Here is a 19,653-nt window from a genome sequence, read left to right on the forward strand (position 1 = left end):
ATATTATTATTTTAATAATATCCCTAAAATTTTAAGGTAAAAAACTTCTTAGATAATCAATATAAGCTTTTTTAGCTAAATTTCTAATATAATACGTATATGTTGGATATGCTTGTACAGAATTCATAACTTTATAAAATTTTACTTTATTTCCAATCATTAGTTGTAAGAAACCAATAATTTCACCAGCCCGTTCACCAATACATGTAGCGCCGACAATATTAAATCTATTATCACAAATAATTTTTAGAAAAAATGCTTTTTCAAATGTAATTAAACTTCTCTCATTATTTAAATCTAGAGAATATATATATGTTTTTTTATATTTTTTGTGAGCATCCTTCTCATTTAAACCAACTTTAGAAACTTCAATATCTCCAAAAAGTGTCCAAGGAATAAATGAATAATCTATCTTTTTCATAATATATGGGAAAAGAATATTTCTCACAACAATTTCTCCTTGGTAACCAGCCACATGTGAAAATTTGAAAGAAGAGGCTATATCACCAATTGCAAATATATTTTTTTCAGATGTTCTCATAAATTCATCTACAGAAATTCCTTTTGTATCATACTTAATTTTAGTTTTATCTAAATTAAGATTCTGTATATTTGGAGTTCTACCAGCAGAGATAAATATTTTTTCACTTAAAAAATCACCATTATTAGTTTTTATTAGAATATTATTATCTGTATTTTCAATCTCCATAGATGTGCAATTTAATATTAAATTGATTCCTGCTTCTTTTAATTTATCAAGATAAAAATCTCTCACTTCAGCTTCCATCATAGGTAGAAAAATATCGGATTTTTCAAGAATAGTTACATCTATATTTAATTTTTTAAGAGGAAAAGCTAGTTCTAAAGAGATTATTCCAGCACCAATTAAAGTAATACTTTTATAATCACCTTTTTCATAAAAGAAGTTATGATTTGCCAAGTACTTAACTTTATCTAATCCTTTTATATTAGGAATAAAAGGTGAACTTCCTGTAGAAATAACAATATATTTTCCAATATATTGTTGTCCATTAACTAAAATAGTATTTTTATCAATAAAAGCTCCTTCACCTTTTACAAAATCTATATTTTTGAAGTTAGAAATATGAGGGAGTTCACTATCGCCAATAGCATGAACATTTTTAAGAGCCATTTCTAGAGCTTCTGTCAAAGTTGAAGCAGTTTTAGATGCAGAGATAAAACTTTTAGATGGAACACATCCACCCCAAGTACATTCTCCACCTAAGTGATCTTTTTCAATTAAAAGAACCTTTTTTCCAGCAGAAGCAAGACCAATTGAAGTTGTAAGTCCACCTGCTCCACCTCCAATTACAATTGTATCATACATACTAACCTCCTCTATTGTTTTAATATAGTATATACTATGAATGTCGTATAATTGCAATATTATCTATAAGTTATTTATATATTTTATAAAGTATGTTATACTATAAGTCTAAGAAAATATTATGGAGGAAAATTTTATGAACGATATATTAATTAAAATTTCAGAAAAATATATAAAAAATTTAAAAAACCAAAGTCCAGAGGATAAAGAGAGTAATATAATATATGGAAAAATACTAAATATTTTAGAAAAAGATCCAACGCTTAATTTATTTGGACTTTTAACAGAGTTAAATAAAGGAAAAACATTTTATGAAAAAAATAAGGTTAGAAATAGAAGAGATAGACTTACAAATTTAGATATTTTAATTAAAAATGCTAATACAATTGTGGATAATCTTTTGGAAGATGATGAAGAGAGTTTAAGAAAAATAGAAAGAAGCTTAAATAGATCTGATATTTATAGAGATAGAATGGTTATGAATATACTTTTAGCAGAGTTTCCATCACTGCAATTTCATGATGTTTACTATACAATTAAAAATGATCAGTGTAAGAAGTTTTTATTAGAAGTTATAGATGAGATAAGAAAAAGCAAATAAAATAGGAAATCCTTATACAATTTTTGTATAAGGATTTTTTTTATTCGTATGTTGCTCTCATAGTAATTTGGCCTGTATATTTTCCAGGAGTTTGGTCAGCATCTAGTGTTGTAGAAGCAGCAATATGTAGAGTTGACTTTCCCATTGAAGTTAGGTTAATAAACTTATTTTCTTGATTTACTTTTTCATCAGAGTTAGTGCTACAATTGAAATATACCATAAAAGACTCATTAGAAGATCCATCTAATTTTAAAGGAACTTCAAAGTTATCTCCATCAGGTTCTAAACCATCAAAAGTTATTTTAACTTTAGAATATTTTTCACCATCAATAGTAAAACTAGATCTAGAAGTACCGATAGTACCTGGTAAAAGAGTTCCAAATTCCAAAGGTCCATTTGATTGAACTGTTAACGGTTTAATAATAGTAGCAGTTATATTCATAGTAGCTTCAGCGTCGTAACCTTCTTCAGATGAATAACTAAAAGATGATATTGCAAGTAAAAAACTACAAATTAAAATTTTTTTCATATTTCCTCCCCATATAAATAAAAAAACCAGATACACTAAAAATTAGTGCAACTGGCTGTCATTTTAAAGACCCTATAGCTTTGCGTCATAAAGTTTCCCTTATTTTGCCTCAGTTATTTATTTTATATAAAAATAATATAATAAAAGTTAAAAAAAGTCAACTATTCTTTAATTTGTATTAAAAATTTTATAAAAAGCAAGGAAAATTTTTTTTTAATGGTAAATAGTGTTAAATAGTATATGAAGTTATAGAAGGAGGAGAGCATTATGATTATTGCATTTATAGGTGGAATTGTTTTAGGTTTTTTATTTTTTTATAGTTTAGATTTTGGTGTTAATGAAAGTAAAAAGTTTAAAAATCCTTCATTGTTTATTTTCGTAACTTCTATCGTTAGAATTTTACTTTTATTAGTTGGATTTTATTATTTAGCTCAAAATAGTGGACAAAGATTTTTTGCCGCTTTAATCGGTGCAATTTTATCAAGAGTTTATATTGTTTATTTTTATAGAAATAAGAAAAAATAATATCAATATAATATATAGAAGATGTTTGAAGTATTCTTTTTTTATAAAATGATTGAAAAAAAAACATGTTAGTGATAATATACCCCTGTAATGGTTCTAAAGATTAAAAGGGAATTAAGTGAAAAGCTTAAACGGTCCCGCCACTGTAAAGAGGATGAAAGTATTAAAACCACTAAATTTTAAATTTGGGAAGGGATGCGAGTAGGATGAATCTAAGTCAGGAGACCTGCCATTATGAAAAATCTGCGAGGACGGAGAAGGGGAAACTCTTCTTCCAAATTTAAATTATATTTGGGAGGGTTATTTCTATGAAAAAATTATTATTGTCACTATTTTGTTTATCTACAGCTTTAGTTTTAGCACATGGAGAAGAAGCTTTTGAAGATGCAGAGTTTTATACGGGAGGAAAAAGTGCTGTTATAATGACACACTTTGGAACAACACATCAAGATACGAGAGCTAAGACTATTGATGCAATCAATCAGAAAGCTATAAAAGCTTTTGAAGGAAAAGCAGACGTATTTGAAGCATATACATCTAGAATTGTAACTAAAAGAGTAGCTGCAAATGAAAGTATAAAAAAATATAATCCAAGTGAAGTATTATTATCTTTAAAAAAACAGGGATATAAAAATGTTATTATTCAACCAACAAATATAATTGATGGTGTAGAAATGGAGTCAATAAAAAAAGAAGCTCAACTTCATACAAAAGATTTTACAAATTTAAGAGTAGGAGATGTACTTCTAAGTGATCCTCATCATTATGAAGATGTAATTAATGCTGTAATGAGAACAGTTGGACCTTTAAATAAAAAAGAAGCTGTAGTTTTAGTAGGACATGGAACATACAATTCAGCAACTTCTGCTTATGCAATGTTTGATTATATGGCTAAAGATATGGAGAAGCCAATTTATGTTGGAACAGTTGAAGGTTATCCAACTTTTGAAAATGTTGTAAAACAATTAAAAAAAGATAATAAAAAAGAAGTTACTTTAATGCCAATGATGTTTGTGGCAGGAGATCATGCTAAAAATGATATTGCAGGTGAATGGAAAGAGAAGTTAGAAAAAGCTGGATTTAAAGTTAATGTAAAGTTAGTTCCTCTTGGTGAAATATCTGAAATTCAAGATATGTTTGTAGGTAATGCAAAGTTTCTTGAAAAGCATAGAAGTATAGATATTATAGAAAAGAAAGCAGGATATGCAAAAAGTAAAGAGTTATAAAAAGTGGAAAACTACATCTCAAAATAGAGATGTAGTTTTATTTTATTCTATTTAAAGTTAGAGGTGGTTAAAATGGAAAATGTAAAAAATATCTATTTAGCAGGAGGATGTTTTTGGGGTGTAGAAGCCTATATGGAAAAGATCAAAGGTGTAATAGATACTGTTTCAGGATATGCTAATGGTAAAACACAAAATCCATCATATGAAGACGTTATTTATAGAGGAACTGGTCATGCAGAAACAGTTCGTGTAACATATGATGCTAATAAGGTTAATTTACAAACGCTTTTAAGATATTATTTTAGAATTATTGATCCAGTAAGTTTAAATAAACAAGGAAATGACCGTGGGACTCAATATAGAACAGGAATCTATTACGAAAAAAATGAAGATAAAGATATTATTGAAAAAGAGATTACTTTTCTTCAAAAAAATTATTCTAAAAAAATAATGATAGAGGTTTTACCTTTAATACGATTTGATGTAGCAGAAGATTACCATCAGGATTATTTGAAGAAAAATCCTCATGGATATTGCCATATAGATTTATCAAAAGCAGATTATATAATAATTGATGAAAATAAATACCATAAGCTATCAGATGAAGAATTAAAATCAAAATTAACAGAAAAGCAATATAAAGTAACCCAATTAGCAGATACAGAAAGTGCTTTTAATAATGAATATTGGAATTTTTTTGAACCTGGAATATATATAGATATAACAACAGGGGAACCTTTATTTTCATCGAAAGATAAATTTAAATCCCAATGTGGATGGCCAAGTTTTTCAAAGCCAATAGTTCCAGAAGTAATAAAATATCATAGAGATAATAGTTTTAATATGGAAAGAATAGAAGTTATAAGTAGAGTTGGAAAATCCCATTTAGGACATGTTTTTGATGATGGCCCTAAAGAATTTGGCGGACTTAGATATTGTATTAATAGCGCGGCCATAGAATTTATACCCTTAAAAGAAATGAAAGATCGAGGTTATGAAGATTTAGTGTCATCAATATCTTGAAATTAATAGAATATAATAAAAACTCCATCAATTAATTTTTAGATGGAGTTTTTTATTAAATAAATTATTCAGCTCTTAGGGCATCGATTGGATTGAGCTGTGAAGCTTTTTTTGCAGGAGTAACACCAAATATAACACCAATAAAAGTAGAAACACCTAAAGCTAAAGATATTGAAAAAATCGAAAAAACAGGAGGGATATTTACGAAATAACCAATGATTAGAGCTAAGGTAACACCAATTAATACTCCTACAACTCCTCCGATTCCTGTTAAAATAACTGATTCCATTAGAAATTGTATAAGAATATCTTTGTTAGTAGCTCCGATAGCTTTACGAATACCAATCTCTTTAGTCCTTTCAATAACACTAACAAGCATTATATTCATAACTCCAATTCCACCAACAAATAGTGATATACCAGCAACAAAAGTAATAAAAAGATTAAGAGTACTTAAAATATTATCAAAAGATGCGGCAGCGTTACTCATAGTTTCCACTTGATAAAGTCCTTTAACTCCAGTTATATCTTCTAAAATTGTATTAGCATTTTTCATATCAGCAGCGAGATTTTCAGGATTTTTAGATTCAACAATAATAGAGTTATATCCACCCTTTGAGAGATTATAAACTTTATCATAGGTATTTAAAGGAGTTCTCATAAATCTAGGAATTCTTCTTCCGCCCATAACTTTAATAAGTTCTTCAAGTGGATTTTTAAAAACACCCACTATCTTATAGGTGATAGGACTATTTTTTCTTCCAACTGCAAAAGACATCTTGTTTCCAATAGCTTTATCAGCACTTCCAAAGAGATCTTTAGCTGTTAAGTTATCAATAACTAAAATCTTTTCACCCTTTTCATATTCGAAAGGTAAAAATTCTCTACCAAAAATATACTCCGTTTTATCAATTTTTTCGTAGTCAGATGTAGTAGCAACAAGTTGAACAATCTCTCTTCTTTTTCCGAGTTCTAAAAATACACGAGTGCTTATATTAGCACTAACATTTTTGAAAATATTTGTTTCTTTTAAAGAGTCAACAATTTCAGGTTCTAAAAGATATTTCCATCTGAATTCCTCATCATCTTTATCAATAGATATAGTAAACTTTCCATATCCGCCTTCCTTTAAATCTCCAGTTATATTCTGTTGTCCACCCTTTCCTATGGCAGACATTGTTATAACAGATGAGATACCAATAATAATACCTAGCATTGTTAAAAATGATCTAACCTTGTTTCCTTTCAAGTTTTGGATGGCTCCTTTTAAGCTTTCTAAAAAATTCATGAATTTCTCACATCCTCTATTATTTCTCCATCTTTAAATCGAATAATTCTTTTGCAAGACTTACCAACTTCAGGTTCGTGAGTTACTATAACAATTGTTTTTCCTTGGTTATTTAATTCTTTAAAAAGTTCCATGATCTCTTTTTCAGAAGCACTATCAAGATTCCCTGTAGGTTCATCAGCTAAAATTATAGCAGGTTCATTGACAAGAGCTCTAGCTATGGCAACTCTTTGTCTTTGGCCTCCTGAAAGTTCGTTTGGTTTATGCTCTAATCTATCTCCAAGTCCAACTTTTTCTAGAACTTTTTTAGCTTTATATGCTCTTTCTTTATGATGAACACCTGCATAAACTAAAGGGAGTTCTACATTTTCTAAAGCCGATAGTTTTGATAATAGATTAAAAGATTGAAAAACAAATCCTATTTTTAGATTCCTTATTCTAGATAATTCTTCATCTTTAAGTTTTGAAATATCAATTTTATCAAGAATATAAGTTCCAGCAAAGGTATGATCTAAACATCCTAAAATATTCATCATAGTTGATTTACCACTTCCACTACTTCCCATAATTGCTACAAACTCACCTTTTTCTATAGAAAAATTAATATTTTTTAAAGCATGAAGTTTCATTTCTCCATTTATATAATATTTATTTAAATCTTTAATTTCTATCATAATTTGTTACCTTTTTTTTGTGAAGAGTTATTAGTAGATTCAGATATTGTAATTTCAATATTATCTCCAGATTTTAAATCATTATTAGGGTTAGCTATAAAAAATTCACCCTGAGAAAGTCCTTTTGTTATAATAATCTTGTCTCCTTTTAAATCTTTAAATTCAACAACTCTTTTTTGAATTTTACCTTTTTCATCACTAATATAAATAAAGTAATTAATATCATCAAAAAGTAAAGAAGTAGAAGGAATAATAATACCAGGTTCATCATTACCTAAATATATTCTTGCAGAAACTTTAAATCCAGGGACTATATGAGGAATTTCTTCAGTTGGCTTAACCTCAACTTGGAGTATATTTTCAGAAGTATTTTTAGAAACCTGTGAAACTCTAGAGATTTTAGTTATGATACCAGGATAAGATATCTTTTTTTCAAAAACTTCAGGTTTTATAGTTAATTTTTGATTAAGTTTAATATCTTTAACTTCGTATTCAGGTACTTCTAAAACAATTTTTATATCAGATAAATCTGTAAGCTCTAAAAGAGGATCATCAGTGTTAACAGAATAATTTTCTTGAGCATATAAAGTTGTAATTGTACCACTAACTGGGCTTTCAATTTTTTCTGCTGTTTTTTCTAAATCTTCTTTATAATAATCAATATTAATCTCTGAAGTTCGAATCTCTTCACTTAAATCTTTAACTGAGTTTGCAGAACTTCCTCCAATTTTATGTAACTCTTTTTCAACAGTATAATTTCTTTTTAATTTGGATAAATTAAGCTGCTCTTTTTCAAGATTTCTTTTTATATTATTTCTTTCTGTCTCATCAAAAGTCATTAAAATTTGACCTTTTTCAACAAAGTCTCCCTCTTGAACGAAAACTTTTTTCACTTTTAATTTTTTGTCTACGAAGATTTTTTTAGTATCGTTGGCTTCTACACTTCCATCTACGTCTATAAATCCGCTTCCTTTATCTAATTTTGCTTTTTCAGCAGTATATATTGTTTGTGATTGACTATTTTTATTTTTTTGTTCACAAGCTCCTAAAAAAAATAGTGCTATAAAAATTGTTAGTATTGAAAATTTCGTTTTCATTAAATTTCACTCCTTACTATAATCTGATAGATGTAGGCATTTAAAGAGTTTCTAGCTTTCTCTTTTGACACTTCAAGTTCTAGATAATTATCAAAAGCTTCCATGACTTCTGTATAACTAACTTTTCCAAGAGTATTTTCTAATTTTTTTATTTCATATTTAGATTTCTCTAAATCTGTTCTATTTTCTAAAACAAGATAATCTTTTTGTAAAGTATAATAGTTATCTTGAACTTTATATCTTTCTGCAATTACTTCATTTGCTTTTTGTTTGTAAATTACCTCTTTCTCCATAAGAGAACTTTGTTCGTTGGAAAGATCAATATCTTTATAAAAGATATCTTTAGAAAATTTAAAAAATACTCTATTTTCGTCATTTAAACTATTTCTTTCAACTCCTACAGAGATTTCAGGAACTTTATTGTCATATTTTAAATATTTAATATTTTCTTTTGTAATCTCTTTTTCAAGATTAAGCTTTTTCAAATCTTTTTCTCCAACTAAAGATATATATTTATCTAAATCACTTTTATTTGGAGCTAAGTCTGCTAAATTGGTTCCTTGAAGCTTTAAACCATAATCATAATAAAATCTTTCAATAATTTTATCTAATATATTTTTGATTTTATCAATTTCTAAACTAATACTATTGTAACTTACTAAAAGACTATCTAAATCAATTTTAGGTATGGATCCCATTTGATAAGATTTTTCTAAAACCTTTTTTTCTTTTTCTAAAGTTTGTAAAGCATTTTGTTTAAGTTTAAGTTCAAATTGATTATCTTTGTAATCTTTATATAGATTTATTAGAGATAATTTTTGAGTTTCAATTCCTTGCTTTAAATCAATTTTAGTTATATCTCTTGTCACTTTTAATTTATTTAATTCACTATCATCTTTGGAAAAAACTAAATCCTTTAAACTTCTTTTGGCTCCATAAATAACTTTATTTTCATCATTTTTAACTTTTTCACCTTGAACATAAAAATCACCATAGCCTATACTACTTTCAAATGTGTATCGATTTTCTTTGTCTTTATACTCAGTTCCACCATCAATTTTGACACCATTATATCTCCCTGTTTTATAATAATCCTCTTTAAAATTATTTTGATTATTTTTAATATTATATATTTGATTTTCATAAGAGGTTTTATTGATTTCATTAAGTAAATTATCTAAGCTAACCTCTTGAGAGTAAATGAGTTTACTCAGAAGTAGAGCTATCAATATATATTTTTTCATTCTCATCTCCTTGTAATAAAATTTTAAAAATAACAACTTTTTCATCAGTTTCGTAGTAAAAGTTATATTTTAAATTAAGATTTTTTAGTATTTCTGAAACAACAGAGAGTCCTAATCCAGTGCCACCATATTTTCTAACTTTTTTATCATTTTTTTTTGAAAAAGGTTTAAAATATTCCTCTAAATTATCACTTTTTAAAATTTCGCTACTATTTTTAATAATGATTTCTTTTGTATTTAAAATTATTTCGATATATTTTTCTGCATTGACATACGCAAGTGCATTAATAATTAGATTATTAAGACAACGATCTAAAAGTTTTTTGTCGCTATAAATTTCAACTTTTTCTAAAGAAGTTTTTAAATTTATATTATTTAATTTAAAATCAATATCATATCTTTTTAAAATATTTTTTATGGTTTCTTTTAAATCTATATAGTCCTTTTTTATTGGAATATATCCAGATTCCATTTTGCAATAAAAAAGTAGCTCTTGAATTAAAGCGTTCATATTAGAAGCTTCTAGATTAATATTTTTACAAATACTTGGAATTTCTTGAGGTTCTATAATACCATCTAGAATAGCTTCACTATAGCCATCAATTATGGCCACGGGTGTTTTTAATTCATGAGTGACATTGGATATAAAATTCTTTCTAAATGCTTCAGATTTTTTCTGCTTTTCTAACTCGTTTTTTAATTGAGCATTAAGTTCTAAAAGTTCAGATTCAATAGGACGCCCCATTTTTATTGAAAATTTGTAAGCAATATATAGATTTATTGGAATACTTAAAAAAATTATATAAATAAAAAATTTTAAAGTTGATTTTATAACATCAGTAATAGGAGCAATAGATGTAGTTACAATTAGCATTTTATTATCACTTAATTTTTTAGCTAAAACAATTCTTTTTATATTATCTCTTCCCATCTGAATATTGAGAACTTCTTTTCCATTTTTAACTTTATCCCAAAGTTCGCTTTCAACAATTTTCATAGGATGTGGCTTTATGTTCCTTTTATCACCAATATTTTTCTCTTTGTAGATTGAAACTTCTTTTATAAAAATAGCATTTATCTGTGCTTCTTCTTTAAGTTCCTCGTAATTTTGAGTTTTATATTCTTGAGCTAAAGAAGTAATCTCTTTCTTTTTTAAACTAATTTGATAATCTTCTAAGAAAAGATAATTAATAAGAACATATAAAGCTATAAATCCATAGGTTAAACAATTTAAAAATAAAAAAATTTTATATGATATTTTTTTCATTTTCTACCTCCTGAAATTTATAACCAATGCCTCGAATTGTTTTAATATAACCTTCACCAATTTTTTTTCTTAGTATTTTTATTTGTGTGTCAACGACTCTTTCATCAACTTCGAAATCTAGGGGCCAAATGTTATTTAAAATTTTTTCTCTAGTTAATACTAAATCTTTATTTAAAATGAAATACATCAAAAGAGCAAATCCTTTATTACCTAAATTTAATTCTTCTCCATTTTTAAGAACTTTATAATTTTCTTTGTCAATTTCTAAATCTCCAATTTTTTCTAAAGAACAGATTTTTTTTCTTTTTATCAGTGAATTAATTCTAGCTACTAAAACTTTAGGTTTAAATGGTTTTCCAATATAATCTTCGACACCTAATTCTAATCCTTTAACTTCATCATCTTCATCACTAAGAGCAGTTAGCATTATAATGGGAGTATCAGATATTTTTTTTATTTCCTTACATACTTCCCATCCTTGTATTCCAGGCAACATAACATCAAGTAAAATAAGTGAAAAATTATCTTCAGAAAATTTTTTCATTCCAACTTCTCCACTACTTGCTTCAACAACTCGGTACCCTTCTTTTTCAAGATATCTTTTTAAGATATCTCTTAAAAAATCTTCGTCTTCTATAATTAAAATTTTTTCCATAAAATCTCCTATAATTAAATTAAAATATCACTATATTTTATCTCAAATTATGAATATAATCTATTTTATTTTTTTTATGTGTATTTTATGTGTAATAAAAAAAAGTCTGTTAAAAACAGACTTTTAATATTATATTAAGATGATCCTTTAGTAAGTCCTGAAATAAGGTAATTTCTAAAAATAAAAGAAAATATCATAGGAGGAATTATGGTTAAAATTCCTGCTGCAGCCATTTGACTATAAAGTATAAGATCTTTTGAAGAAAACTCTGCAATTAAAATTGTCAGAGGTTTAATATTTCTAGAAGCTGCTAAAACTAAAGGAAGCTGATATTGGCTCCATGATTTTAAAAATATAATTAACATACTAGTTATTATTATAGGATATACATTTGGAATAATGATATATATTATAACTTTAAATTTTGTACAACCATCTATAAGAGCCATCTCTTCTATTTCAATAGGAAACTCTTTAAAATAATTCATAGTTATCCAGGTTACTAACGGAAGAAAGGATGAAGTATAGACTATACCTAACCAAAATAGATTATTTAAAAGATTATATTCTGAAAAAATTGTATATAATGGAATAATTGTTGTAAATAAGGGAATTATTAGCGTAGAAAATAATAATCCCATAAATATAGAGATAATTTTATCTTTAAATCTAGCTAGAGCATATCCAGTTGAAATAGCTAGTGGTGTACCTAAAACTACCGTTATAAAGCTTGTTAGAAGAGAATTTTTCATAGCTAAAAGAAAATTGTTACCCTCTTTTGTAGAAATATCAAGAAGTTTCTTATAGTTTACAAAGCTATAAGAGGAAGGAAAAAAAACATTTTTATTGTTGAAAATATCTTTTTCAGAACTAATGCTAATAATAAAACACCAGAGTATAGGACCCAATGTCAAACAAAGAAATATGGTCACACTTATCCAATAAATAATATTTTCTTTTTTATTTTTCATATGACTTCCACCTCTTGCTAAGATAAGTTATGTAAATAAAGCCTAAAAATCCACAAAGCATTGTTATAGTATATGAAATAGCACTTCCATAACCAATATTGAAAAATAAAAAAGTTTGATTATAGTTATATATCATAAAAGGTTCACCCAATTTACGAAATCCTATAAGAGCAACAACTTCATCAAAAACATTTATTCCTATCAATATAAGATTAGTTATAATTATAAGGAATGTAGGAAAAAGCATTGGTAGCATTATATTTTTTATTTTTTGAAAAGTTGAAGCTCCGTCAATCTCAGCAGCTTCAAATATTTCTTCTGGAATAGCTTTAATATTGGCAAGGAGTAGAATACAACAAAATGGAACTGCCCTCCAAGTTATAATAATGCCAAGTATTATAAGTGAACTGTAGCGAGAGTTTAACCAAAGTACAGGGTTATCAACAAAATTAAAGTAATAAAGAAATTTATTAATAAGTCCAAAATCAGGATAGAACATAAATTTCCATATAAGTCCATTAACAACAGGCGGAAGAGCCCAAGGAATTATAGCTATTGCAGTTAATAAGTTAGTTAGTTTATTTTGCTTATCAAGTATTAGAGCTATAAGAAAACTAAAAATAACTCCTAAAATTAATATAACGATAATGATAATTGAGCTATTGATAATAGCTAAATAAAACTCAGAATCTTTAAAAATATTTATATAATTTTGAAGCCCTATAAACTTTCGATCATAGGGCTTTGTAAGCTTATAATATTCTAAGCTATAAAATAAAGTTAAAACAATAGGATACAAAACTGTAGAAATCATAATAAAAAAAGATGGCAAAATTAAATAATAAGGGAATATTTTATTTTGTTTAATTTTTATTTTCATTATTTCTTTAAAAGGTCCTTAATTTTAGAATCAATTTCTTCTACAGCAACTTCAGGAGTGATATTTCCACTAGCCATTTTATTAACAGCATTATAAATTATATTGCTCATCTCAGCATAGTAAGATGGAACTCCATTTGGAAAAGGAGATTTTACTAATAGAGCAACTTCTTTCATAGCGCCTGGATTCTTTATTTCTCCAGCATCAATAACCTCATTTAAAACAGAAGTTCTAGTAGGAATAGCACTAATTTCTTTAAAGAAAGCTCTTTGAGTTTTCTTTGAAGTGTACCATTCTACAAATTTTTTAGCAGCTTCTTTATTTTCAGAAAGAGATGATACTCCAACTGCTTCAGTAAGAGCCATAGTTTGAGTAGCTTTTCCATCTTCTCCTGGAGGAAGAATAACCTCAATTTCTCCAATAACTTTAGATTGATTAGGATCAGTAGCTCTTGCAATAAACGAAGTTGGCCCAACCATAAATGCAGCATCTTTAGAAAGTAGTTCTCTATAAGTATCAATGGCACTCATTGTAAGATTAGCAGGATTAATAAGTTCTTTTTTAACCATATTATCTATAAAGTTCAATGTTTTAAGGGCATTTTCTTTATTAATAGTATTATCATTATTAAAAACTTTTCCATCTCTTAAGTAAGTTAACCAAATAAAAGATGTAGTTGTTCCTTCGTTAGCATTTAAAGGGAATGTATATGGATATTTAAGAATATTTTTTTCCTTTAAAATTTCCATGTTTTTAGCAACATCATTCCAAGTTTGGGGTTCTTTTAAATTAGAATTCTCATATAGTTCTTTATTATAATAAGCTATACGAAAATCATTTGCATAAGGAACAGCAAGTGTTTTCCCATTGACAATAAATGTAGATAAACTAGGTATATCATTTATATCTTCTTGAGTTAAATTTAAAGGCTCTAACCAATTAGCACTATTAAATTCTCCAACCCAAGACCAATCAACTTCAAAAACGTCTGCAGCAGCTTTTTTTCCATTAGCAGCAATAGCGATTTTATTTCTAATATCATCCCATGATACAGTTTCTATATTAACTTTAATTCCAGATTCATTTTGAAAGTCATCTAACATAGATTGAGGTGGAACTCCCCAATCTGGAATCATGAAAGTGATTTCTGTAGATTTAGGATTTTGTATATTCTTTTCAGAAGACTCTTTAGAACATCCTGTAAAAAATGAAATACTAGTCAAAGTGATAAGCGTTGTAGTTAAAATTTTCTTTTTCATAAGTTTAATCTCCTAATAGTTTAGTATTTTAGTTAAAATTTAAAAATTAAAGCATCTCAACAAAAGCTTCTAATCTTGTTCGTATTTGACCTTTATCTGATGTAGAGTAATCAGTTTCAATTGATATAAAAGGTATTTCAAGGTTATTTACATGTCTTTTTATATTTCTAGTTTCAATAGCATAAGTATGACAAGATTGTAAAATTATTTCTACAACACCATCAACTTTATATTCTTTAATAAGATTTGAAAGCATATCTTCTCTTCCTTTGTTAGGACTCATAACTGAACAAGGAATAGAAAGATATTTATCAGCAATAGCTTTCATAGGATCTTCATTTTCATCAACTAATTTTTCAGTGTTTTTTGTTCCACCACAATTTTCATATACAACTACAACAGCACCAACCTCTTCTAGTTGTTTTATAATTTTATCTGCAACCCCTCCAAGAGGACAACCAGTTATTAAAATTCTAGGAGCAGTTTTAGAAATTTTACATTCGTTGTTAGTATGTAATTCTCTAAGATTTTTTGTAATTTCATTAAGCTTTGCAATTTGTTCTTCTTTATCAAAAATATATAAAACGCCATTTAAAATTGTAAACATATCATATCCTGAAATAGGAGGAGGAATAAGTTTTCCTAATGAATAAAAATTTGAGAGACTTATTCTTTCTCTATTACATAAATTTATACTTTCACGTAGTTTTTCCTCTGTTATAGAAGTAGAAAATTTTGATTCAAGTTTTTCTTTAAATTTTATAACTTCATGCTTCCACATATTTTTAGCATATTCAGAATCTTGTGAGTGAGGTAATTGCATTACATATGTATCTTTTATTTCACCAAGCAATTCATACATTTTCTTTTTTCCATCACAAGTAGTCTCTCCTACAACTAAATCTGAAAAATACATATAGGGACATTTATCTGATATAGCATATCCATAGCTAGATTTGATTAATGGGCAAAGATTTTTAGGTAAATGAACTTCAGCAGCAGGAATTGTATCATTACTTACACCACAAAGCGTGACTGGAATAGCACCAGCAGCATAAACAATTTCTTTAGGTGTATATGTACAAAATGTACCGACTATATTAGCGCCTTGATCTTTTAATTCTTTTACTCTTAAGAAACCATTTCGTCTAGCTTCAGAAAATTCTTCAAAAATTTCATCCAAGTTTATTTTCATTTTTTTCTCCTTACAAATATTCTCTATAAAATTTTTACATACTAGATAATTATATACTAAAAATATGCTTAGCGCTAATTAAATTTAATACATTTAAGATTTATTTTCTAAAATAATATCTAAAAATATGATAAAATATTTTTGATAAAATTTATATAAATATGGAGTTGAAAAAATGTGTATAAGAATAGGAATTGATATTGGATCAACAGCTACAAAAATAGCAATATTTAAAGGAGATATATTAGAAAAGGTATTTTCAGTTCCAAGTGGTTGGAGTAGTGTAGAAACTTCTGAAAAAATAAAAAGTGATCTTGAAAATGAAGGATATAATTTTGAAGAATGTAAAGTAACAGCTACAGGTTATGGAAGAATTTCAGTTCCTTATGCTAATAAAACAGTTACAGAAATAACATGTCATAGTAAAGGAGCTCAGTATATTACACAGAAGAAAAATTTTACAGTTATAGATATAGGTGGACAAGATACTAAAATTATAGAGGTTTTCTCAGGAAATGTTGAAAACTTTATTATGAATGATAAATGTTCTGCAGGAACGGGAAGATTTATTGAAGTAATGGCTAACATTTTAGGGGTAAAATTAAATGAGCTTTATGAATTAGCTAGTCAAGGTAAAAAAGTGGAGATTTCTTCTATGTGTACTGTTTTTGCTGAAAGTGAAGTTATTAGTTTAATGGGAAGAGGAACTGCTAAAGAAGACATAGCTTGTGGAATTGTTGATTCAGTGGTTAATAAAGTTGCTGGTCTTGCTAGTAGAAGTAAATTAGCAGAAGAATATTTTCTTTCAGGAGGATTATGTTCAAGCTCATATTTTATAGAAGAACTTTCTAAAAAATTGGGAACAAAAATATCAACAGATGATTTGGGACGTTTTGCAGGAGCTATTGGTGCTGCACTAATGCAAAAAATATAAAACTATACTTTTTTACAAATATAAGATATAATAATATAAGGATTATTTTTTGTCAAAGTGTATATTTTAAAAATATAAAGTCTTTAAATGATTTATCATACAGCCTTGTAATTTGAACAAGGCTGTTTTATTTTTATTTGGTTATTTTATAAAATTTAAATCGGAGGTTTTATGAATTACGTAAAGAAACAAGAGTTAAAAAGGCAGTATAAGGTTGAAATATTTAAAGGGATACAAGTTATAAACAATGAAAACTATGACTTTATAGATTCAAGACAATTTTTTCCTACTCCAGAAGACGCAAGTAAATATATTGAAAAATTGAAATTAAAGCTAGAGAGTAACTGGGTTATTAGATATTTTAAAAGAAGCGAAGAAGATTGGGAGTTATTAGAGGTAATTAACTAAGGTTAAATTTATCTTGAAATTATTTTTATATAGTGATATTCTTAAAATAAATTTAAAAAGGATGTAGCTATGATTAAAAAAAAATCTGATTTAAAAACTAAAGAAATAGAAGCTTTAAAAGGTGGTAAAGGAAAGTTAAGAATGGTTGAAATACTTACTGAACAAGAACTAAAAGATGAAGGTAAACTTTTTAGTAGAGTGATTTTAGAGAAGGGATCATCAATAGGACTTCATAAGCATATAGATGATTTTGAAGTTTACTATATCTTAAAAGGAATTGGAAAAGTTTTAGAAAAGAATGGAACCTATTTAGTAAATGAAGGCGATGTAGTTTATACATCTCATAACGAAGAGCATTCTATTGAAAACCTAGGGGATGGCGAATTAGAGATGCTAGCAGTAGTAATCAATCATAAAAATTAGTAATTAAAAGATGAGATTAATTTAATTTCATCTTTTTTTTATTGAAAAACAAGGAAAATTTATAGATTTTTTCTATATAGTTCTAAATAAAGATTTTTAGGAGGAGCTTTTATGAAAGAAAAGAAAAAAGAAATTTATAATCGTGATTTAAGTTGGTTAGAATTCAATAATAAAGTTGTTTATGAAGCAAAATTAGGAAGGAATCCACTTTTAGAAAGAGCGATGTTTTTAGCAATAGCTTCAACTAATTTAGATCAATTTTTTATGGTTAGAATACCTAAAAAAAGAGAAAAGAAAGAAAGAGAAAAAATTTATAATAGCATAAAAAAAATGGTAGATAATATTTATACTGAATACAGTTTATATTTAAAAGATTTAAAAAAAGAATTAGATGTTGATATAAAAGAATATATAAATTTAAGTAAAAAAGAGAAAGAAATTGGAGATGATTATTTTAAAAGATTAATTCAACCAGTTCTTGAGATAATTGAAATTGACCCATTTCATCCGATACCAAGAATAGCATCTGGAAATTTAGTTTTATTAGGAATGATAGAAAGTAAAAGAACAAAAGATAAAAAAGTTATTATGATTGAATTAAGAGGAGAATTCGAAAGACTTATTAAAATTTCAGATGAAAAAAATCATTTTATTTTAATAGAAGAATTAATTAAAGGAAATTTAGAATCTCAGTTAATAGATTTTGAAATAAAGGAAGTTGGAATTTTTAGATTAACAAGGGATGAAGGAATTGAAATTTTAGAAGATTCAAAAGTAAATGAAGATATTATAAAAGAAGTTGAAGATCAGTTAGAAGAAAGAGAATGGGGAGAAGTAATTCGTGTTGAATATGATAAGAAATTATCTAAAGATATGAAATGTTTTATAACAAAAAATTTTAGTATTTTAACAACAGAAATCTATGAAATATCAGGACCTATAAATTTAGATTTTTTATGGGCTATCGAACAACTAAATGGATATGAAAAATATAAGTATGAACCATTAAATGAAAAATTTTTAAAAAAGATGAAGGGAGAAAATATATTTGAAACTTTAAAGAAGAAAGATAAATTGTTGCTTCATCCATATGAATCATTTGAAGCGGTTACAGAATTAATTGATACTGCAGCAGATGATCCAGATGTACTCGCAATAAAGCAAACTTTATATAGAGTAAAACATCATGATTCGCCGATAATCGATGCATTAGAAAAAGCTTGTAAAAAAGGAAAACAAGTTACGGTATTAGTTGAAGCAAAAGCTAGATTTGATGAAGGAGATAATATCGAGTGGGCTAAAAAATTAGAACATGTTGGATGCCATGTTATTTATGGAATAAAAGATTTAAAAGTTCATGGGAAAACTCTTCTTATTCTAAGAAAAGAGGAAAATAAAATAAAAAGGTATGTTCAATTAGGAACAGGAAATTATTATAAAGCTCCTTATGTTGATATATCTTTATTTACTGCTGATGAGGGAATCGGAGAGGATATTTCTAATTTATTTTCTAATTTAATAAGCCCTCAAGAAACTAATAAATGGAAAGAAATAGGAGTAGGTCCACAAGATCTAGAGGATAAATTTAAACAATTAGTGGATCGAGAGATAAGCAATGCTTTAAAAGGAAAAAAAGCTAAAATTATAGCAAAAATGAATGGTCTAACAGATACAAGTATGATAGAAAAATTATATGATGCTTCTAATGCTGGTGTAAAAATAATATTAATTGTAAGGGGAGCTTGCTGTTTGTTACCTGGAGTAAAGAATATGAGTGAAAATATAGAGGTTTATAGTATAGTTGGAAGATTCTTAGAACATAATAGAATTTATATTTTTGAAAATAATGGCATGAAAGAGTATTTTTTATCAAGTGCAGACTGGATGACACGGAATTTAGAGAGAAGAGTGGAGCTTATGTTTCCTGTCAAAAATAGTAAAAATAAAATTCAGTTAGATTCTTATTTTGAAAATATATTAAAAGATAATGTTAAAAGATGGAAAGAAAATGAAGATGGAACGTATTCTTTAGTAAAAACTTCCAAAGATGAAAAAGAGTTCTCATATCAAGATTATTATTTAAATAATAAATTCTGAAAAAGGAGG

20 protein-coding genes and 2 riboswitches are annotated in these 19,653 nt (G+C 26.8%); of the genes, 8 read left to right on the forward strand and 12 right to left on the reverse strand.

What is annotated here, in order from left to right; translation table 11 throughout:
• Positions 1 to 31: 31 nt before the first annotated feature.
• Entirely contained in the window at positions 32 to 1,348 is a 1,317-nt protein-coding gene (locus NON08_RS13445; protein ID WP_256692132.1) for a dihydrolipoyl dehydrogenase family protein, read from the reverse strand.
• A gap of 136 nt (positions 1,349 to 1,484) precedes the next feature.
• On the opposite strand from NON08_RS13445, the gene NON08_RS13450 reads away from it, so the two are divergent.
• Entirely contained in the window at positions 1,485 to 1,949 is a 465-nt protein-coding gene (locus NON08_RS13450; protein WP_256692133.1) for a hypothetical protein, read from the forward strand.
• 40 nt (positions 1,950 to 1,989) lie between these two features.
• Here NON08_RS13450 and NON08_RS13455 read toward each other — a convergent pair whose 3' ends face one another.
• The gene (locus NON08_RS13455) at positions 1,990 to 2,478 is read right to left on the reverse strand and encodes a hypothetical protein (protein WP_256692134.1); all 489 of its coding nucleotides are present in this window, start codon (positions 2,476 to 2,478) and stop codon (positions 1,990 to 1,992) included.
• 43 nt (positions 2,479 to 2,521) lie between these two features.
• A riboswitch (cyclic di-GMP riboswitch) is annotated at positions 2,522 to 2,597 on the reverse strand.
• A gap of 148 nt (positions 2,598 to 2,745) precedes the next feature.
• Between NON08_RS13455 and NON08_RS13460 the strand changes: the two genes are divergently transcribed.
• From NON08_RS13460 to msrB, 3 genes are all read left to right on the forward strand, one after another.
• Positions 2,746 to 3,003: an ATP synthase subunit I gene (locus NON08_RS13460; protein WP_256692135.1), complete on the forward strand. Its 258-nt coding sequence runs from the start codon at positions 2,746 to 2,748 to the stop codon at positions 3,001 to 3,003.
• Between the two features lie 74 nt (positions 3,004 to 3,077).
• A riboswitch (cobalamin riboswitch) is annotated at positions 3,078 to 3,252 on the forward strand.
• Positions 3,253 to 3,311: 59 nt separating this feature from the next.
• Positions 3,312 to 4,229 (forward strand): sirohydrochlorin cobaltochelatase, encoded by a 918-nt coding sequence (locus tag NON08_RS13465; RefSeq protein WP_256692136.1) that lies wholly within the window; start codon positions 3,312 to 3,314, stop codon positions 4,227 to 4,229.
• Between the two features lie 72 nt (positions 4,230 to 4,301).
• Positions 4,302 to 5,252, forward strand: a complete 951-nt coding sequence (gene msrB / locus NON08_RS13470; protein ID WP_256692137.1) for a peptide-methionine (R)-S-oxide reductase MsrB — start codon at positions 4,302 to 4,304, stop codon at positions 5,250 to 5,252.
• A gap of 64 nt (positions 5,253 to 5,316) precedes the next feature.
• On the opposite strand, the gene NON08_RS13475 is transcribed toward msrB, so the two are convergent.
• From NON08_RS13475 to NON08_RS13520, 10 genes are all read right to left on the reverse strand, one after another.
• Positions 5,317 to 6,540, reverse strand: a complete 1,224-nt coding sequence (locus NON08_RS13475; RefSeq protein ID WP_256692138.1) for an ABC transporter permease — start codon at positions 6,538 to 6,540, stop codon at positions 5,317 to 5,319.
• Complete coding sequence (locus tag NON08_RS13480) at positions 6,537 to 7,217, reverse strand: ABC transporter ATP-binding protein (RefSeq protein ID WP_319941569.1); 681 nt, start codon at positions 7,215 to 7,217, stop codon at positions 6,537 to 6,539. Before NON08_RS13480 ends, NON08_RS13475 begins: the two co-directional genes overlap by 4 nt.
• A complete protein-coding gene (locus NON08_RS13485) occupies positions 7,211 to 8,311 on the reverse strand; it encodes an efflux RND transporter periplasmic adaptor subunit (RefSeq protein WP_256692140.1) in 1,101 nt (366 codons plus the stop codon). The genes NON08_RS13480 and NON08_RS13485 overlap by 7 nt, the downstream gene beginning before the upstream one ends.
• Positions 8,311 to 9,555 (reverse strand): TolC family protein, encoded by a 1,245-nt coding sequence (locus NON08_RS13490; RefSeq protein ID WP_256692141.1) that lies wholly within the window; start codon positions 9,553 to 9,555, stop codon positions 8,311 to 8,313. Before NON08_RS13490 ends, NON08_RS13485 begins: the two co-directional genes overlap by 1 nt.
• Positions 9,518 to 10,822, reverse strand: coding sequence for a sensor histidine kinase (locus NON08_RS13495; RefSeq protein WP_256692142.1), 1,305 nt, complete (start codon positions 10,820 to 10,822; stop codon positions 9,518 to 9,520). Before NON08_RS13495 ends, NON08_RS13490 begins: the two co-directional genes overlap by 38 nt.
• Entirely contained in the window at positions 10,803 to 11,477 is a 675-nt protein-coding gene (locus tag NON08_RS13500) for a response regulator transcription factor (RefSeq protein ID WP_256692143.1), read from the reverse strand. The genes NON08_RS13495 and NON08_RS13500 overlap by 20 nt, the downstream gene beginning before the upstream one ends.
• 134 nt (positions 11,478 to 11,611) lie before the next feature.
• Positions 11,612 to 12,448 carry a carbohydrate ABC transporter permease gene (locus NON08_RS13505; protein WP_256692144.1) on the reverse strand — a complete coding sequence of 279 codons (837 nt, stop codon included), beginning with the start codon at positions 12,446 to 12,448 and terminating at the stop codon, positions 11,612 to 11,614.
• Positions 12,438 to 13,328, reverse strand: a complete 891-nt coding sequence (locus tag NON08_RS13510; RefSeq protein ID WP_256692145.1) for a carbohydrate ABC transporter permease — start codon at positions 13,326 to 13,328, stop codon at positions 12,438 to 12,440. The genes NON08_RS13505 and NON08_RS13510 overlap by 11 nt, the downstream gene beginning before the upstream one ends.
• Complete coding sequence (locus NON08_RS13515; RefSeq protein WP_256692146.1) at positions 13,328 to 14,587, reverse strand: ABC transporter substrate-binding protein; 1,260 nt, start codon at positions 14,585 to 14,587, stop codon at positions 13,328 to 13,330. The genes NON08_RS13510 and NON08_RS13515 overlap by 1 nt, the downstream gene beginning before the upstream one ends.
• Positions 14,588 to 14,633: 46 nt before the next feature.
• Complete coding sequence (locus NON08_RS13520; RefSeq protein ID WP_256692147.1) at positions 14,634 to 15,782, reverse strand: double-cubane-cluster-containing anaerobic reductase; 1,149 nt, start codon at positions 15,780 to 15,782, stop codon at positions 14,634 to 14,636.
• Between the two features lie 175 nt (positions 15,783 to 15,957).
• Between NON08_RS13520 and NON08_RS13525 the strand changes: the two genes are divergently transcribed.
• The 4 genes from NON08_RS13525 (at position 15,958) to ppk1 (ending at position 19,644) form a co-directional block, all read left to right on the forward strand.
• Positions 15,958 to 16,716, forward strand: a complete 759-nt coding sequence (locus tag NON08_RS13525; RefSeq protein ID WP_256692148.1) for an acyl-CoA dehydratase activase — start codon at positions 15,958 to 15,960, stop codon at positions 16,714 to 16,716.
• Positions 16,717 to 16,887: 171 nt separating this feature from the next.
• Positions 16,888 to 17,124, forward strand: a complete 237-nt coding sequence (locus NON08_RS13530) for a hypothetical protein (RefSeq protein ID WP_256692149.1) — start codon at positions 16,888 to 16,890, stop codon at positions 17,122 to 17,124.
• 69 nt (positions 17,125 to 17,193) lie between these two features.
• Entirely contained in the window at positions 17,194 to 17,547 is a 354-nt protein-coding gene (locus NON08_RS13535; RefSeq protein ID WP_256692150.1) for a cupin domain-containing protein, read from the forward strand.
• 111 nt (positions 17,548 to 17,658) lie between these two features.
• On the forward strand, positions 17,659 to 19,644 hold the full coding sequence (ppk1, locus tag NON08_RS13540) for a polyphosphate kinase 1 (protein ID WP_256692151.1): 1,986 nt from the start codon (positions 17,659 to 17,661) through the stop codon (positions 19,642 to 19,644).
• Positions 19,645 to 19,653 lie beyond the last annotated feature (9 nt).

Origin of the sequence: Cetobacterium sp. NK01 (assembly GCF_024506395.1) — a bacterium.
Classification (GTDB): Bacteria; Fusobacteriota; Fusobacteriia; order Fusobacteriales; family Fusobacteriaceae; genus Cetobacterium_A; species Cetobacterium_A somerae_A.

Excerpts from the sequence above, each read along its gene's own strand:
- NON08_RS13445 (WP_256692132.1), bottom strand. The coding sequence starts at position 1,348 with ATGTATGATACAATTGTAATTGGAGGTGGAGCAGGTGGACTTACAACT.
- NON08_RS13450 (WP_256692133.1), top strand. The coding sequence starts at position 1,485 with ATGAACGATATATTAATTAAAATTTCAGAAAAATATATAAAAAATTTA.
- NON08_RS13455 (WP_256692134.1), bottom strand. The coding sequence starts at position 2,478 with ATGAAAAAAATTTTAATTTGTAGTTTTTTACTTGCAATATCATCTTTT.
- NON08_RS13460 (WP_256692135.1), top strand. The coding sequence starts at position 2,746 with ATGATTATTGCATTTATAGGTGGAATTGTTTTAGGTTTTTTATTTTTT.
- NON08_RS13465 (WP_256692136.1), top strand. The coding sequence starts at position 3,312 with ATGAAAAAATTATTATTGTCACTATTTTGTTTATCTACAGCTTTAGTT.
- msrB (WP_256692137.1), top strand. The coding sequence starts at position 4,302 with ATGGAAAATGTAAAAAATATCTATTTAGCAGGAGGATGTTTTTGGGGT.
- NON08_RS13475 (WP_256692138.1), bottom strand. The coding sequence starts at position 6,540 with ATGAATTTTTTAGAAAGCTTAAAAGGAGCCATCCAAAACTTGAAAGGA.
- NON08_RS13485 (WP_256692140.1), bottom strand. The coding sequence starts at position 8,311 with ATGAAAACGAAATTTTCAATACTAACAATTTTTATAGCACTATTTTTT.
- NON08_RS13490 (WP_256692141.1), bottom strand. The coding sequence starts at position 9,555 with ATGAAAAAATATATATTGATAGCTCTACTTCTGAGTAAACTCATTTAC.
- NON08_RS13495 (WP_256692142.1), bottom strand. The coding sequence starts at position 10,822 with ATGAAAAAAATATCATATAAAATTTTTTTATTTTTAAATTGTTTAACC.
- NON08_RS13500 (WP_256692143.1), bottom strand. The coding sequence starts at position 11,477 with ATGGAAAAAATTTTAATTATAGAAGACGAAGATTTTTTAAGAGATATC.
- NON08_RS13505 (WP_256692144.1), bottom strand. The coding sequence starts at position 12,448 with ATGAAAAATAAAAAAGAAAATATTATTTATTGGATAAGTGTGACCATA.
- NON08_RS13510 (WP_256692145.1), bottom strand. The coding sequence starts at position 13,328 with ATGAAAATAAAAATTAAACAAAATAAAATATTCCCTTATTATTTAATT.
- NON08_RS13515 (WP_256692146.1), bottom strand. The coding sequence starts at position 14,587 with ATGAAAAAGAAAATTTTAACTACAACGCTTATCACTTTGACTAGTATT.
- NON08_RS13520 (WP_256692147.1), bottom strand. The coding sequence starts at position 15,782 with ATGAAAATAAACTTGGATGAAATTTTTGAAGAATTTTCTGAAGCTAGA.
- NON08_RS13525 (WP_256692148.1), top strand. The coding sequence starts at position 15,958 with ATGTGTATAAGAATAGGAATTGATATTGGATCAACAGCTACAAAAATA.
- NON08_RS13530 (WP_256692149.1), top strand. The coding sequence starts at position 16,888 with ATGAATTACGTAAAGAAACAAGAGTTAAAAAGGCAGTATAAGGTTGAA.
- NON08_RS13535 (WP_256692150.1), top strand. The coding sequence starts at position 17,194 with ATGATTAAAAAAAAATCTGATTTAAAAACTAAAGAAATAGAAGCTTTA.
- ppk1 (WP_256692151.1), top strand. The coding sequence starts at position 17,659 with ATGAAAGAAAAGAAAAAAGAAATTTATAATCGTGATTTAAGTTGGTTA.